At 73.8% G+C, this 14,758-nt stretch carries 9 protein-coding genes; 4 read left to right on the plus strand and 5 right to left on the minus strand.

Going from position 1 to position 14,758, the window contains the following annotated elements; translation table 11 throughout:
* Positions 1–11: 11 nt before the first annotated feature.
* The 5 genes from MXD95_RS00065 to MXD95_RS00085 form a co-directional block, all read right to left on the minus strand.
* A complete protein-coding gene (locus MXD95_RS00065) occupies positions 12–1,652 on the minus strand; it encodes a DUF5719 family protein (protein ID WP_250638610.1) in 1,641 nt (546 codons plus the stop codon).
* Positions 1,653–1,729: 77 nt separating this feature from the next.
* Positions 1,730–5,623 (minus strand): glycosyltransferase, encoded by a 3,894-nt coding sequence (locus MXD95_RS00070; RefSeq protein WP_250638409.1) that lies wholly within the window; start codon positions 5,621–5,623, stop codon positions 1,730–1,732.
* Positions 5,624–5,653: 30 nt separating this feature from the next.
* Positions 5,654–6,328: a WhiB family transcriptional regulator gene (locus MXD95_RS29095; RefSeq protein ID WP_285223462.1), complete on the minus strand. Its 675-nt coding sequence runs from the start codon at positions 6,326–6,328 to the stop codon at positions 5,654–5,656.
* A gap of 447 nt (positions 6,329–6,775) precedes the next feature.
* Positions 6,776–9,430 carry a bifunctional FO biosynthesis protein CofGH gene (locus MXD95_RS00080; RefSeq protein WP_250638410.1) on the minus strand — a complete coding sequence of 885 codons (2,655 nt, stop codon included), beginning with the start codon at positions 9,428–9,430 and terminating at the stop codon, positions 6,776–6,778.
* A 339-nt stretch (positions 9,431–9,769) separates the two neighbouring features.
* Complete coding sequence (locus tag MXD95_RS00085; RefSeq protein WP_250638411.1) at positions 9,770–10,060, minus strand: hypothetical protein; 291 nt, start codon at positions 10,058–10,060, stop codon at positions 9,770–9,772.
* Positions 10,061–10,428: 368 nt separating this feature from the next.
* Here MXD95_RS00085 and MXD95_RS00090 point away from each other — a divergent pair, with 368 nt between their 5' ends.
* The 4 genes from MXD95_RS00090 to MXD95_RS00105 all read left to right on the plus strand — a co-directional run bounded on the left by MXD95_RS00090 (position 10,429) and on the right by MXD95_RS00105 (position 14,718).
* Positions 10,429–11,037 (plus strand): TetR/AcrR family transcriptional regulator, encoded by a 609-nt coding sequence (locus MXD95_RS00090; protein ID WP_250638412.1) that lies wholly within the window; start codon positions 10,429–10,431, stop codon positions 11,035–11,037.
* Positions 11,038–11,099: 62 nt separating this feature from the next.
* Positions 11,100–12,062, plus strand: a complete 963-nt coding sequence (gene cofD, locus MXD95_RS00095) for a 2-phospho-L-lactate transferase (RefSeq protein ID WP_250638413.1) — start codon at positions 11,100–11,102, stop codon at positions 12,060–12,062.
* Positions 12,055–13,524: a coenzyme F420-0:L-glutamate ligase gene (locus MXD95_RS00100; protein WP_374121921.1), complete on the plus strand. Its 1,470-nt coding sequence runs from the start codon at positions 12,055–12,057 to the stop codon at positions 13,522–13,524. Before cofD ends, MXD95_RS00100 begins: the two co-directional genes overlap by 8 nt.
* Before the next feature lie 393 nt (positions 13,525–13,917).
* Positions 13,918–14,718, plus strand: a complete 801-nt coding sequence (locus MXD95_RS00105) for a thioredoxin-like domain-containing protein (protein WP_250638414.1) — start codon at positions 13,918–13,920, stop codon at positions 14,716–14,718.
* Positions 14,719–14,758 lie beyond the last annotated feature (40 nt).

The following is a 14,758-nucleotide window of genomic DNA, read 5'->3' on the forward strand; positions in this document are numbered from 1 at the left end:
GGCAACGACCACTAACGGTAGGGGAGAACGGGATCGGCGACAGCCGATGGCGCGTCCAGCAGTCGGGGCGCGCCGCGCAACGGGACGACGGCGGACAGGATGCGGGGCAGCACAGGCAGCCTCCCCAATCGCGCAGACGCTGACGGCGGCCCATCGGCCGGCGGCCCATCGGCCGACGGCATGGCTCCGGCGATGACGGTGGCGACCAACGGGCCACCGGTGGCCTCCAGCCGGCCGGCGGGTGGCCGCGACCGTTGCGACACCACCGCGACCGTGCCGGCCTCCAGCCGCACGGGGTTGCCGTCCACCCGGGAGGTGACCGGGCCGAGCGGCGCGGTGAGGACCAGAGCGCCGGCGGCGCCCGCGGGCACGGGTGGCACAGTGACGACGGCGTCCGGTGCGGTGCCGGCGCCGCCGGCCGGGCCGTCCGGGTCGGTCAGGCCGACGCCGCGGCCATAGCCGTCGAGGCCCTGCCGGCCGGACGACGGCTCGATGCGGGTGGCGCCCGCCCAGGTCCGCACGCCCGTCCATCCCGAGGCCACCCCCAGTTCCGCGAGGACAGGCTCGCCGAGCCCGAGCCCACCTACCTCGCCGGCCCCGGCCGCCGGCCCGATCTCAGACCCTGGTACGGAGCCAGCGCCGGACGCGGAGCCGGACGCCGAGCCGACCGACTCGACCAGCACGGCGCTCGCCAGCCCCACCGGCAACGGCACCGGGACGGAGATCGTCCCCGCGGCCGGGACACGGACCGCGGCGAACCCGGGTGGGGTGTGTGGGCCGGCCGGAGTAAGCACGCTGACCCGGACCGTCGCGGACCGTCCTGGCGCCGCGAGGACGAGGACGGTGTCAGGAACGGGCGGGCCTGGCGGAACGACCAGCCCGCCGAGCACCAGGCGCCGGGCCGGCGGCGCTGTGGCGGGTACGAGTCGCGGGGCGGTGAACGGACCGCCAGTGCTCGACCTGTCGACCATCCAGGCGAGCAGGCGCCCGGTGCGCACCTGGACGTCCACGGCGGTCATCGCGGCCTCCGGCGCGAGGGCGGCTAGTCGGCGCACGACCGCGTGGCCAGCCGCCACGGTGATGTTCTGGGTGGGCCCGACCGGTCCGTCGGTGAGAACACGCACGGTGGCCTGGGCGGGTACGCCGGCGAGATTCGCGAGGACGATCAGCGGGTCACGCCCGGCCATGGTGGACGGCCCGGCGAACCAGGTGCGCGCCCGCGGCGGCGTGCATCCGACCAGGGCGGGGCCGGCGCCGTCCCCGCCAACGGTCACCATCGCGGACAGGCCCGCGGCCGAGGCGTCCCGGCCGGACACCGTTCGCGCTCCCGTGCCGCCTCGCTCCTGCGGCGCCAGGCGGAGCCATCCCTCACCACGCTGGACGGGAACCGGGACGCCGCCCGAGGTCGCCGGCGACACCCGCACGTGCCCGTCCAGGGCACCGCCGAGGACGACGTCGAGCCGGGCGGAGCCGGGCAGCAACGGTGAGTGCGCGCCCGGTTGGACGAGGGTCGGGTCCGGGCAGGCGATCCGCGCCGCCGTGATCGGCACTCGGGCAGGCGCTGACGGATCGGCGCCCTCGTCGACGAGGAAGGCGCCGCCCAGACCCACGACGGCCAGCGGTATGACCGTGCGCGCCGCGATCCGCCCCACGAGCAACCGGTCACCTGGTGACCGCCTCGGGGATGTGTGACGGTGCGCGCCTTCACCGGCGGACGGGTGGACGCTCATCATGGCCGTCCGGCCAGACGCGACCGGATGCCGACCGCGGCGGCGGCGAGCAGCAGCAGGGCCAGCGCCCCGCCCTGCACCAGGGCCCGCACGTGCGCGCCGCTGTCGTCCCGGTCGAACCGGATCTGGCTACCGGCGGGCGCGTCGGTGGGCAGATGGAACCCCGCGGCCCAGCCCCACGCGGTGAACGACGGCAACGGTCGCCCGTTGGACCGGGCTCGCCAGCCGGTCCCCGCCGGCACGGCCAGGACCAGGTCATGCCCCCGATCACGCCCGGCGGCGGACGTCCGGGCCGAACCCGGACGTGACACCGCTGCCGGGCCCGGCAGCCGTCCGTCGGCTGGCAGCGGTCGGGCCGAAGCCGGCGCGAGCGGGAGCCCGCCCGCGCCCGGCGCCCTCACGGACGGCTCGGCGTCCACGACGAAGGCGGTGGATCCGTCTGGCGTGACCGGCCGCGTGCCGACGGCCGGGGTGCCGGGCAGTTCGGTGGGGCGCCACAGCAGCAGGCCTGGGCGGGTTCGGTCACGAATCAGGGCGGCGCTGGCGTCCAGACGGGCCACGAGGGTGGGGGACGCATCCGTCGCGGGCACGCCCACGGCGGTGACGCCGAGCAACGGTAGCCAGCCACCCGCCCGGGCCGATCCGCTGGACAGACCGGTCACGACGGCGGCGAGGAAGTCGGCAGCTTGCCGTCGCGGCGGAACCAGGCCGGCCGGATAGCGCCCGACGGCACCGTCGGCCACGTTGGTGGACAGAGCGAACCGGACGAGACCAGAACGCTCCGAGCGGTCCAGGAGCAGCAGGCGCGATCCGGCGGGTTCGGTCCGGGTCCGGGCGAGGATGGCCCGGGCCACCGCCGAGGTGTCCCGGGCCGGCCAGTCGGCGTTGCCGGACCAGACCGCCAGTGCCCCCGAGGCACCGCCGTCGGACGTGTCGTCCCGCGGGCCGCCTGCCACCGGGCTGTCCGCGGCCGGGTGACCCGGGTCGACGATGCCGGGATCCGCGCCCGCCCCCGGCGATCCGTCGACGGCGGCGACGGCCTTGGCGGCAGGATCGACGCTGGTGCCGGCGCGCAGCCAGGACGTCGGGCCGCCGCGCCAGGCCGAGCCGGTGGCGATCCGATCCGCGGCGAGCGCGGCCGGGCCAGTGAGTATCAGGGTGCTCATCGGCAGCGCGGTCAGCCAGGCGAACCGCTCGCGTCTCGCCCGGCCGGATCCCTGCCGCCCGCTTTCATGCCGGCCCGCTGCCCGCCCGCTGGGTTCCCCGCGGCCGGGGCTCAGCGCGAACGAGGCGGCGGCCAGCAGCGCGCCGGCCAGCACAAGCCCGTACTGGGGCGCGGCCCACCAGGCCTGCGCCCCAGCGCCCCCGCGCCCGACGCCGACGGCCCACCGCGGCGTGACCAGCACGTCCGCCAGCCCGAGCAGGAGCAGCATCCAGCCGATCCCGGCCGCCCGCCGAGCCGTCGCGGTCGCCCGCCACCACCCCACCAGCCAGCAGACCACGCACACCGCCAGGAAGCCGACCAGCGCCGACTTCGGCCGCGTCCCGGCACCCGCCAGCAGGCCCAGGGCCGGTCGCGGCACAGCGGCCAGCGTCCGCGCCGGTTCCGCCCCCAGGCCGGCCGGCAGCACCGCGAGCAGCGGGACGATCGACGTGGCGAGCGCCACGCCCACATCCGGCAGGCGTGACCGACGCGCGAACAGCGCCGCCACGAGCAGCCCCGCCCAGGCCGGGCCGGCCAGCGGCGGGGCGCACGCGACCATGACGGTCAGGCTCACCGCGAGCCTGAGCGCGGCCCACGGCCGCGCCCAGGTATCCCGCGCCGCACCCGGTTCACGGCCATCGGGTTCGCGGCCATCAGGTTCACGGCCATCGGGTTCGCGCAGCACCTCGTCGACGTGCGCGAGCACGAGCGGAAGAAGGACCAGCGCGCCGACGGTGTCGACCCGGCCGGCGAGCACCGCACCAGTCAGCGCCGGATTCAGCGCATACGCGGCGGCCAGCGCGCACCGCAGGGCCGGACGCATCCGGGCCCGACGCCTCCTGACCGAACTCCTCCCGGCCGCACGGCCCCCGTCCCGACGAGGCACGACCGGCTGGGTCGCGGCCGCACCGGACGTGAGCTGCCCGGACGTGAGCCGTCCGAGCGCACGATGGGCCGACCAGCCGGCCAGGGCCGGACCCGCGGCGAGCACCAACCAGCTGGCCGCCGCCGTCCGACCGCCGAGCAGACTCGCGACGGCCGCGACCAGCGCGACGGCCGGCGGCACCGGCTGCCCCCCGTCCAGCGGCCCGCCCAGCCCGCGCACGTGTCCAGACCAGAGCGCCGACCACAGTTCGCCGACGTCCGAGGGCAGCGGCAACCCGGCTCCGAGGGCATCCACCGGCATACCCCGCATCGCCACCACGCCGAGGACACCGAGCAGCGCGACAAGCACGGCCACCGGACGTCCGGACGTGCCCGGCCCAAGGAGATTCGGCCCGAGGACATCCGGCCCGAGGGGTATGGCCGCCGCGGGGGTGGCCAGTTCGGGGACGGTCGGGGGACCGGTCGGGGACATCGTCGGGACGGCGGGAGATGCCGGGATGGCGGGGAACACCGTCGGGGCGGCGGTGGCGCGCGAGAGTGGGCGATCACGCGAGAGTGGACGATCAGTGGCGATGCGCGGGTTGGGGATCGCAACGGCGGCGGGCCTGGCGCGGGTCACGGCGGGGGCGCTGGACACCGAGCGGCGCGACCGACGTCGAGGGAACAGCGAGCGGATGGCCCGCGCGGGCACGGCCCGGGTGCGCGCCGTACGACGACGGATCCGCAGCACCACCCGAGGCCGTCCCAGAACGAGTACGGGCAGCGCGAGCTCGCGTGCGGCGGCCCGGGTGCGGCCGATCGCCAGCAGCCGCGCCGCCCGGGCCAGCGCACCGAGCGCCAAGGCGGCCACGGCGGGTGCGAGCAGCACCGGCGTCGTGTGCGCGAGCCTGATCCGCAGGGCGGCGACCCGCTCGGCCCGGGGCGACTCGGCCGGCCCCCGGCCTGCCCGCAGGCCACCGCCTGCCGGCAACTCCCCGCCGGAGAGAAGTTCGCCGCCGGAGAGAAGTTCGCCGCCCGAGAGCAGCTCCCCGCCCGGCGCCAGACTGCTCCCGACCGGCACGGCGAGGACCGCGGTGGGGACCACGACGGTGCGCAGTCCCGCGCGGGCAGCACGCCAGCCCAGATCGAGGTCGTGGCCGGCGTCGAGGTCCGGATCGAGGCCGTCGAGGCGCCGCCAGGCCCAGGAGCGGGCCAGCAGCCCCCGGCAGGAGACGGCGAGAACATCCCGCACGCCGTCGTGCTGGCCATCGTCCGGCTCCCCGGCACGGATACCGGTCCGGCGCCGACCGGCACGGTCCACGCTCACGCCCGTTTCCAGCACGACCGGCTCCGCGGCAAGGGTGCACAGCTTGGGGCCGAGCAGGGCCGCGCCAGGGTCGATCCGCGCATAGGCCAGCAGGGTGCGCAGGGTGTCCGGCGCGGGAACGGCGCTGTCGTCGAGCAGCCACACGTATCCGCCGGGAGGCGGGCCGCCGACCTGGTCGAGCGCGGCGGTGACCGCCCGGCCAAGCGGGGTACCAGCCGGCTGGGCGAGCACCGTGGGCGACGCCGGCCCGGGTGGGTCGATGCCCACGTACACGTCGACGACGAGGAGCCGCACCGCGTCATCGAGAACCTGGGCATCGGGCATCCGGGCGCTCCAGCCGTTGGCCGCCGCTCCGGCGGCATATGCCGCCCGGCCGACATGTGCGCGGCGCCCATGCACGCACACCACCACGACCGGCACCACCTCCGGCGTGCTGCCCACCGGGCCAGCGGGTTCTGGCCGACCGTCGGCGGCGCGCAGCGCGGCCGGGCCGCTCATCCCCCGCCGGACTTCTCCCACCGACCCGGGTCAGACCGCGCGGCGCCGTTGTTTGCGTCGCTCGCGTTCGGACATGCCGCCCCAGATCCCGAAACGTTCGTCATTCTCCAACGCGTACTCCAGGCACTCGGCCCGGACCTCACAACCGGAGCAGATGCGCTTGGCCTCCCGGGTCGACCCGCCCTTCTCCGGAAAGAACGCCTCGGGATCGGTCTGCGCGCACAGGGCACGCTCCTGCCACTCCATCGTCTCGCCGAGCAGGTCACCAAGGCCCAGATCGATCACCGAGGCGAGATCGCCCGCGTCCTCCACCTGGTCGTCGAGGGACGGATCATCCGCCAGATCCTCGAGGTCATCCTCGTCGGCCTGGACGTCGACGGCCTGAACGCCGCCACGCTGGACATTGGCGGCACTGCACGCGTCGACGATCTCGGGCCTGCCGCCGCCATGCATACGGTCCGGATCGCAGACGCCGATCGGGCCGCCGAGAGACGGACTCCCGACCGGCTGATCGGGTCGGCCGGGCCGGGCCGGGCCAACGCCCGCGCCAGGCACGCCCGTGCCAGGCACCGCCCGCGGATGCGCCGTGGCCTGAGTGTGTCGTTCGGTGAGCACCCGATCGGAGTGATCACCGAACGGGTCATGCTCAGCGGGACGCTCGACATCCGCGAGGACGGTGTGGACGCCCGCGTCGGTGTGCTCCATGGGGACTCCTCCAGACCCTTCGCGGTGCGGTCGGCCACCCCCTGGGCGGCCGGCGCGCAGGTGACTGGTTCCACACCGGTCAGGCGTCGCACTACCGCACGAACCCCGCCAGCGAGGGGAATGACACGCCGGTAATTACACGCTCCGAACTCGGTCGCGTCAACCCCACCAGCGCAACATCTTCTACAACCAGCGATGAGAACATAGCTCACAGTCACTATGCATCCTCGCCGTGGGTCTGGACAACCGTCCGATCAGTAACTGAGTGCAACCAGTGTGGCGACGATGCTCGCATTATTGCGCCAGGCAGGACCGGATATAAAGGCCTAAACGGGCAAGTCTGCGGTCCGCCTCCTCCCACTTTCGGCCGGATGCCGGGCGCGCGGGCCGCCCAGCGAGCTTCACTCGACTACCAAGAGTAGTTTTCGCCCGGGGACATGGCGGGTGTCAGGACACCACCGGCAGCATGGTCCGGACGGGGCCTCCTCGGGCAGCGTGGAAGCGCTCGTCCGGGACCCGCCCATAGGTGGTGGTCCGTTGCCGAGCGGGACGACCCGCCGATGCAGCCACCTCCTCGAGCTCGGCCACCGAGCGCCGCGAACCGTGCTGGGAGCCGGCCATCCGGCTGATCGTCTCCTCCATCAGCGTGCCGCCGATGTCGTTGACGCCGCCAGCCAGGACCTGCCGGCAGCCCTCGACGCCGAGCTTCACCCAGGAGCACTGGATGTTGTCGATCGAGCGGTGCAGCAGGATGCGGGCCATCGCGTGCACCGCCCGGTTCTCCTGGACGGTGGGGCCCGGACGGGCTACCCCAGCCAGGTAGATGGGCGAGGAGTGGTGGACGAAGGGGAGCGCGACGAACTCCGTGAACCCTCCGGTCTCGTCCTGGATGCCACGCAACAACCTCAGATGGGCAACCCAGTGCGCCGGCGTGTCGACATGGCCGTACATCATCGTCGCGGTCGAGCGCAGGCCCACCCGGTGCGCCGTAGTGATCACCTCCACCCAGGAGGCGGTCGGCAGCTTGCCCTTGGTGAGCACCCAGCGAACCTCGTCGTCGAGGATCTCGGCCGCGGTACCGGGCACCGAGTCGACACCCGCCTCACGGGCCGCCGTGAGCCACTCCTCGATGGACAGCCCGGTCCGGGTGACGCCGTTGTGCACCTCCATCGGCGAGTAGGCGTGCAGGTGCAGGCCCGGCGCGGCCCGCTTGATCTCACGGGCCAGGTCGAAGTAGGCGGTGCCGGGCAGATCCGGATGGATTCCGCCCTGCATGCAGACCTCGGTCGCCCCGACCGACCAGGCCTCGGCGGCCCGGGTGCCGATCTCCGACAGGGAGAGGGTGTAGGCGTCCGCGTCCCCGCGCCGCTGGGCGAACGCGCAGAACCGGCAGCCCGTGTAGCAGACGTTGGTGAAGTTGATGTTGCGGTTGACGATGTAGGTGACGTCGTCGCCCACGGCGTCCCGACGCAGGCCGTCCGCGAGCAGGCACAGCTCCTCCAGCGCCGCGCCGCGGGCGCCGAACAGAGTCAGCGCCTCGGCGTCGCTCAGGCCGCTCGGGTTGGTGCCCGCGTGGCGCAGTGCGGCGCGCAGCTGCGGGTCGAGCCGCTCCGGGGCGGACCCGGGCCCGGAACCGGCCACCGCGGCGGGCGCCCGCCGGCCGGTGCCCACGACGCCGTCAGCGCCCGTTCCGGCGGCGTTGACCTGCACGCGCAGCGACTCCCAGTCGCCGTAAACAGTGTCGAAGTCGGCTCGGGTCACGCTGTGGCGGCCTTCGGTGTCCACCGCGGTGTGCAGGTCGACGCGGCCGGTGTCGCCAAGGCCGCCGTCGGGCTCCTGCCACGGCCGGCCCGCGGGGCGCGCGCCGGCGTCCAGCAGACCGTCCGGGCCGGCGAGAGCGGCCACATGCCCGGCCAGGCGCGGGTCGATCCACGGCTCGCCCAGGTGAGTCGGGTAGACCGTCAGGCGCGGGCGCAGGGTGAAACCGGCCTGCGCTGTGGCCTCACGCAGGACGTCCAGGTCGGGCCAGGGCCGCTCGGGGTTGACATGGTCCGGAGTGACCGGGGAGACCCCGCCCCAGTCGTCGACGCCGGCGGACAGCAACAGCGCGCACTCGGCGGTGTCGACGAGGTTCGGTGGCGCCTGCACCCGCATCCCGGGCCCGAGCACCAGCCGGGCCACCGCGACGGCGGCGGCGAGCTCCTGCGCACCCACGTCGGGCGCGCCGCGCATCGCGGTGTCGTCCTTGGCCCGGAAGTTCTGGACGATCACTTCCTGGATGGACCCGTACCGGCGCGCGACGCCCCGCAGCTCGAAGATCGTCTCGGCGCGCTCGGCCCGGGTCTCGCCGATCCCCAGCAGCAGGCCGGTGGTGAACGGGATCGACAGGCGCCCGGCGTCGGTGAGCACCCGCAGCCGCACGGCCGGGTCCTTGTCCGGGGAGCCGAAGTGCGCGCCGCCCGGCTGCGACCACAGTCGGCTCGCGGTGGTCTCCAGCATCATGCCCATGGACGGCGCGACCGGCTTGAGCCGAGCGAGCTCCGTCCAGCTCAGCACACCCGGGTTCAGATGCGGCAACAGCCCGGTCTCCTCAAGCACCGCGATCGCCGCGGCCCGCAGATAGCCCAGCGTCGAGTCGTAGCCGTGGGCGTCCAGCCACTCGCGCGCGACCGGCCAACGGTCCTCCGGCCGGTCACCAAGGGTGAACAACGCTTCGGCGCAGCCGGCCGCCGCGCCTGCCCGGGCGATCTCAAGGACCTCGTCGAGCGACAGGTACGGCGCGGCCAGCCGGTGTGGGACGGTGGCGAAGGTGCAGTAGTGGCAGCGGTCCCGGCACAGCCGGGTCAGCGGGATGAAGACCTTCGGCGAGTAGGTGACGACTCCGGGCCGGCCGAGCGAGGCAAGGCCCGCGTCGCGTACCCGGGCCGCGGAGGCGCACAGGTCGGCGAGGTCGTCGCCCCGGGCGGCCAGCAGCACCGCCGCCTCGACCGGGTCGAGGGTCGCGCCGTCCCGCGCCCGGCGCAACGCCCGGCGCAGCGCTGACGGGGACGGCGCGGTCTGTGTCCCGCTCTCGCCGTCGAATGTCGCCGCCGTAGTCGTCATGGGTTCCTCGGTTTCTGCGGTTTCTGCTCCTGGCGACGGATGCCAGGGCGCCTGCCGGCAGGGCGGGCGGGCCCAGACTCACCGCCACCGGGTCTCGCAGGTGCACGGATCGTCGAAGGATCCTGGCTGGCGTCGCATGTACGTGGATTTCGGGAGGCTGATGTCGGGAGGCTGATGTCGGGAGTCGGCGCCGAGAGGGTGGTGCCGAGAGGGTGGTGCCAGGTGATGGGTGGAAGGCGGTTGTGGGGACGTCCACCGGCCGGCGACCAGCGAGACGACACCACAGGCAGGTGATCGGATGCGGCACCCCGGGGCCGAGGGCACCGCGCCGATCCAGCGTCAGACCGGCGGAGCGGCCCGGTGCGCGCGCCAGCCCGTGGCCGCCGGCCGCAGCCGCAGCCGGTCGAGCGTGCCGATCAGCATGTTCGTCCGGGAGCGGGCGGCGAGGACCTCGGTCGCGTCCTGCGCACGACGCAGCCGGGCGGCGTCGCCCTGGACCGGGGCCGACGCCGACTCGCGCCGCTGCGCCCGGCGGGCGGCGACGACCTGGGGGGCCCGCGCACCGGCGAGCGCGCGGTTGAGGGAGGCGGACAGGGCTTCGAGGCTCTTGGTGGTCCTGATCTCGGACATGACGGTCCTTCCAGCGACGTGGAGAGCTCGAGTTCATCTCACTGCGCTCTCTAAGCCGAATCAAGAGATGCCGGGTGACGGACGACACTTCCCGACGCCCAGCGGGCCCGTGGGGCGTCGGCCATACGGCGCTCATCCCCCGAGACGCCCTGTTCATCCCGGCCACGCGAACCCGGCCAGTGCCGCCGACCTGGGCAGATCCCCACCCTCGGCGATCATGCACCAAGGTGATGGCAGTTCATGTGATTCACATCACCAGCGGGTGCCGTCGGGTGTGCGGAGCCGGGCGGCTGGGTAGGGCACGCAGCTTGGTGTGACGCAAGCCGGAATACCTCCTTCGTGGGAGCCGAAGTCGCTACGCTGATCAGGTGCCACGTAATCGCCAGGACGTCCCCCGCGAGGAGCGGATCGACGCATTGCTCGCAGTGGCCGAAGAGCAGTTCATGGCCCGGGGCTTTGCCGGTACCTCCATCGCGGAGATCGCCCGCTCGGCGGGGATCGAGCCCGGAAGTGTGTACTGGTACTTCCGCTCGAAGGACCACGCGTTCGCGGCGGTGCTCAACCGGCTGCTCGACGTCGAGGTGGAGCGGATCGCCGCCCTGCCCGGCGACCCGGCCGAGCGCCTGTTCCTCGCGCTCGACTCGGTGGAGCGGCGGCGCACGCTGCATCCCTGCGTCGCCGAACGCGCCCCGCATGCCGAGCCGATCATGGAATATCACGAGCGGTTGCACTCGTGGCTGCACGAGCTGGCCCTCGCCGCCGTGCGCGACTTCGTGCCCGAGGCTGACCGCGCGCTCGCCGCCGAGGCCGTGGTCTCCACGATCGAGGGCGGCCTCGCCAACCCGGCGCCGACCAGGCCGACCAGCCACCTCGTGCACTTCCTGCTCACGTCCTTCTGCCGGGACGCACCACTGCCAGCCAGAACGGAGTTCAACGGCTGGGTGGCACCACTGTTCGCCCGGCCGAAACTAGGCTGACGCCCGCCGCGTAACCCGGCCGGTGGCTCACCGGCTCTCCCGCGGTGCCAGGATCACCGGTTGTGAAGGTGACAGCCCTGGCCGGCGGGATCGGCGGATCCCGCTTCCTGCGCGGCGTACGCGCCGCCCTGCCCGACGCCGACATCACGGTGATCGGCAACACCGGTGACGACATCACCCTGCACGGACTGCGCATCTGCCCCGACCTCGACACGGTGATGTACACCCTTGGCGGTGGTATCTCCGCCGAACGAGGCTGGGGCCGGGAGGCCGAGACCTTCGTCGTCGCCGAGGAGCTCGCTGCCTACGGTGTCGGCCCCGCGTGGTTCGGACTCGGTGATCGCGACCTGGCCACCCATCTGGTCCGCACCCAGATGCTGGACGCAGGCCATCCGCTCTCCGATGTCGTCGCCGCCCTGTGCGTCCGCTGGGCTCCGGGCGTGCGCCTGCTGCCGATGAGCGACCAGCGGGTCGAGACCCACGTCATCATCTCCGACGAGCAGGGTCAGCGAGCGATCCACTTCCAGGAATGGTGGCTGCGGCTGCGCGCCGCCACCCCGGCGACGTCGATCGTCCCGCTCGGTGCCGAGAAGGCAACGCCCGCCCCCGGGGTGCTCGACGCGCTCGCTGACGCCGACGTCGTGCTGCTCCCACCGTCGAACCCGGTGGTGTCGATCGGCACGATCCTCGCCGTCCCCGGCATCCGGGAGGCGGTGGCGAAGACGTCGGCACCCGTGGTCGGTGTCTCTCCGATCATCGGCGGGGCCGCGGTACGCGGCATGGCCGACGCGTGCCTGACCGCGATCGGCGTCGAGACCTCCGCCCAGGCGGTCGGCCAGCACTACGGCGGCCGAGGCCGGACCGGCGGCGCGGCGACGGGCTTGCTCGACGGCTGGCTGGTCGACCCGGTCGATGCCGCGACCATCGTCCCCGGGGCCGCCGTCGCCGCCCGCCCGCTGCTGATGACGGACCTGGCGGAGACGACCGCGATCGTCCGCGCGGCCCTGGAACTCGCCGGTGTCTGACCCGACCGACCCCGACCCGACCAGCTGCGATGGGCCTGGGCCGAGCAGTACCGGCTCTGCGGCGGCCGGGGCACGTGGCGGGCCGCCGAGCGCGACGCTGGAGATCTTCGGGCTGGCTGGCCTGGGCGAGATCCGTCCCGGTGACGACCTGGCCGGCCTGCTGGCCAACCAGGTCGTCGCGGGCGACCGTCCCCTGCTCGACGGGGACGTTCTCGTCGTCACGTCCAAGATCGTCTCCAAGGCGGAAGGGCGGTTGGTGCCCGCGGGTGTCGACCGGGAGGCCGCCCGGCAGGCCGCGATCGACGCCGAGACGGTACGCGAGGTGGCCCGCCGCGGGCCGACCCGGATCGTCGAAACCCGACACGGCCTCGTCCTGGCAAGCGCCGGCGTCGACGCGTCGAACGTCTCCGGGGACTGGCTGGTTCTGCTCCCCCTCGACCCGGACGCCAGCGCCGAGCGGCTGCGCGCCGACATCGCCCGGCACCTCGGCGTGGACGTCGCCGTGGTCATCACCGACACCGCCGGGCGCCCCTGGCGCCGTGGCCTGACCGACCTGGCCATCGGTGTCGCCGGCATGGCCGCCCTGCGCAGCCACATCGGCGACGTGGACGATTACGGCAACGAGCTGGGCATGACCGAGGTCGCCGAGGCTGACGAGCTCGCCGGCGCCGCAGACCTGGTCAAGGGCAAGCTCGGCGCCACCCCGGTGGCGGTCGTCCGCGGCTACAGCCGCATTCCGGCCGGCGGCGCAGGCAGCGGCACGCCCGGCGACGGTGGCGGTCGGGGTGGAGGTGGGCGTGAGGGCGGCGACGCGGGCGCCCGGGCCCTGGTCCGCCCAAGCGACGAGGACATGTTCCGCCTTGGCAGCCTGGAGGCCCGCCGCGCCGCCCTGTCCGAGCGGCGCACCGTACGGGAGTTCACCGCCGACCCGGTCGACCCGGCGGCGGTCGAGCGGGCTGTCTCGGCGGCGCTCACCGCCCCCGCACCGCACCACACCACACCCTGGCGGTTCGTCCTGGTCGCCCACCGCCGCGACGAGCTGCTCGACGCGATGGCCGAGGCCTGGACCGGTGACCTGCGCGGCGACGGGTTCGACGACGCGTCGATCGCACGGCGCCTACGCCGCGGCGACGTCCTGCGCCGCGCGCCCCTGCTGATCGTCCCGGTCATGGTCCTGGACGGCGCGCACGCCTACCCCGACGCGCGGCGGGCCCGGGCCGAGGAGCGCATGTTCACCGTCGCGGTCGGTGCCGGGGTGCAGAACCTTCTCGTCGCCCTCGCCACCGAGGGGCTCGGATCCTGCTGGGTGTCCTCGACGCTGTTCTGCGCCGAGGCGGTCATCCGCGTTCTCGATCTCCCCACCGCGTGGATTCCCATGGGCACTGTCGGCGTCGGCCATCCCGCCGCCCCCGCGCCTGCCCGCCCACCCCGCTCCCCCGACCAGTTCATCCTCCACCGCTGACACCCCATTGACCACGGACCCCAACGTCCCTCGCCCCCCGCCTCTCTCCCCCACCCCCGATTCACTCGCCGCCCCCCTCCACGATCCAGACGCCCCCCAGCCGCCCCGCCGACAGACCCACGGAGTCGGCATGATCGCCATCCCGCCGAAGGCCAAGAAGAAAACCGAGCCGAAATCCTCTCCACACGTTCGACGCAATCGGATCATGGCCCGGGGGCGACGGGAGAGGGGGCGACGGGAGAGGGGGTGTGGGTTGTTTGGGGGGTATGGAAGGGAAGGTGTGGGTATTGATGGTGCGGTGAGCAGCCGGAGTGGGCGTTCCGGGTGTCGACCGGCGAGTCGCACGCATCCTGGCGGTGAAGAGCCGTTCGACACTTCGTAGGATCAGCGATCGTGGGGAAGAAGAGCGCCGCAAGCAAAGCCCGACTCGACCAGCTGCGCCGCGAGCAGAAGCTCAAGGCCCGCCGCCGAGCGCTGCTCATCTATGGCACCTCGGGACTCGTCGTGGTCGCGCTGCTGGTCAGCATCGTGATCTACTCGATCACCGACGCGAACGCGAAGAGCAGGACCCACGAGGTGGGTTACGTTGAGGGCGCCTCGTCGGCGGCGCGCGCGGCCGGGTGCACCGGCACGGTGAACGACGCGTCCCAGGGCTCGACGCATGTCGCCACCACGGTGAACTACAAGGCGTCGCCGCCCTCCTCGGGCAGTCACAACCCCGATCCGCTTCCCGACGGGATCCCGTTCTACAACCCGGCCTCCGGCATCCCGATCGAGCGGGCCGTGCACAACCTGGAGCACGGCTTCATCGTCGCCTGGTACGACAAGAGCCTGCCCGCGGCCCAGGTGGAGAAGCTTCGCTCGCTCGCGGGTGACGCCGGGCCACGGTTCATCGGCGTGCCCTGGACGCGCAGCACCTTCCCGGACGGCAAACACTTCGTCCTGACGGCCTGGGACCGCACCCAGCGGTGCACCACCGTGTCCGCGGACGTCATCAAGCAGTTCGTCGGCAAGCATGCCAACCCCGACCCGTCGGGCGCGACCTGGGACTCGCCCACCGCCCCGGAGTCCCGCGCGGCCGGCGGCACGCTGAACGTCTCCGCGGACGGCCCGCTGGCCGGCGCCGCAAGCTCCGCGACGTCCGGCGCCGGCACCATGACGGCCCCCCCGAGCACCCCCACGCCAACTCCCTGACCAGGCAGGTTCCTCGGTCGGGCCACCCGACCGGCCGGCA

This window comes from Frankia sp. AiPa1 (assembly GCF_023243075.1).
GTDB lineage: Bacteria > Actinomycetota > Actinomycetes > Frankiales > Frankiaceae > Frankia.

Coding starts and splice junctions, on each gene's coding strand:
- MXD95_RS29095 (WP_285223462.1), bottom strand. CDS start 6,328: ATGGAGCACACCGACGCGGGCGTCCACACCGTCCTCGCGGATGTCGAG.
- MXD95_RS00080 (WP_250638410.1), bottom strand. CDS start 9,430: ATGACGACTACGGCGGCGACATTCGACGGCGAGAGCGGGACACAGACC.
- MXD95_RS00085 (WP_250638411.1), bottom strand. CDS start 10,060: ATGTCCGAGATCAGGACCACCAAGAGCCTCGAAGCCCTGTCCGCCTCC.
- MXD95_RS00070 (WP_250638409.1), bottom strand. CDS start 5,623: ATGAGCGGCCCGGCCGCGCTGCGCGCCGCCGACGGTCGGCCAGAACCC.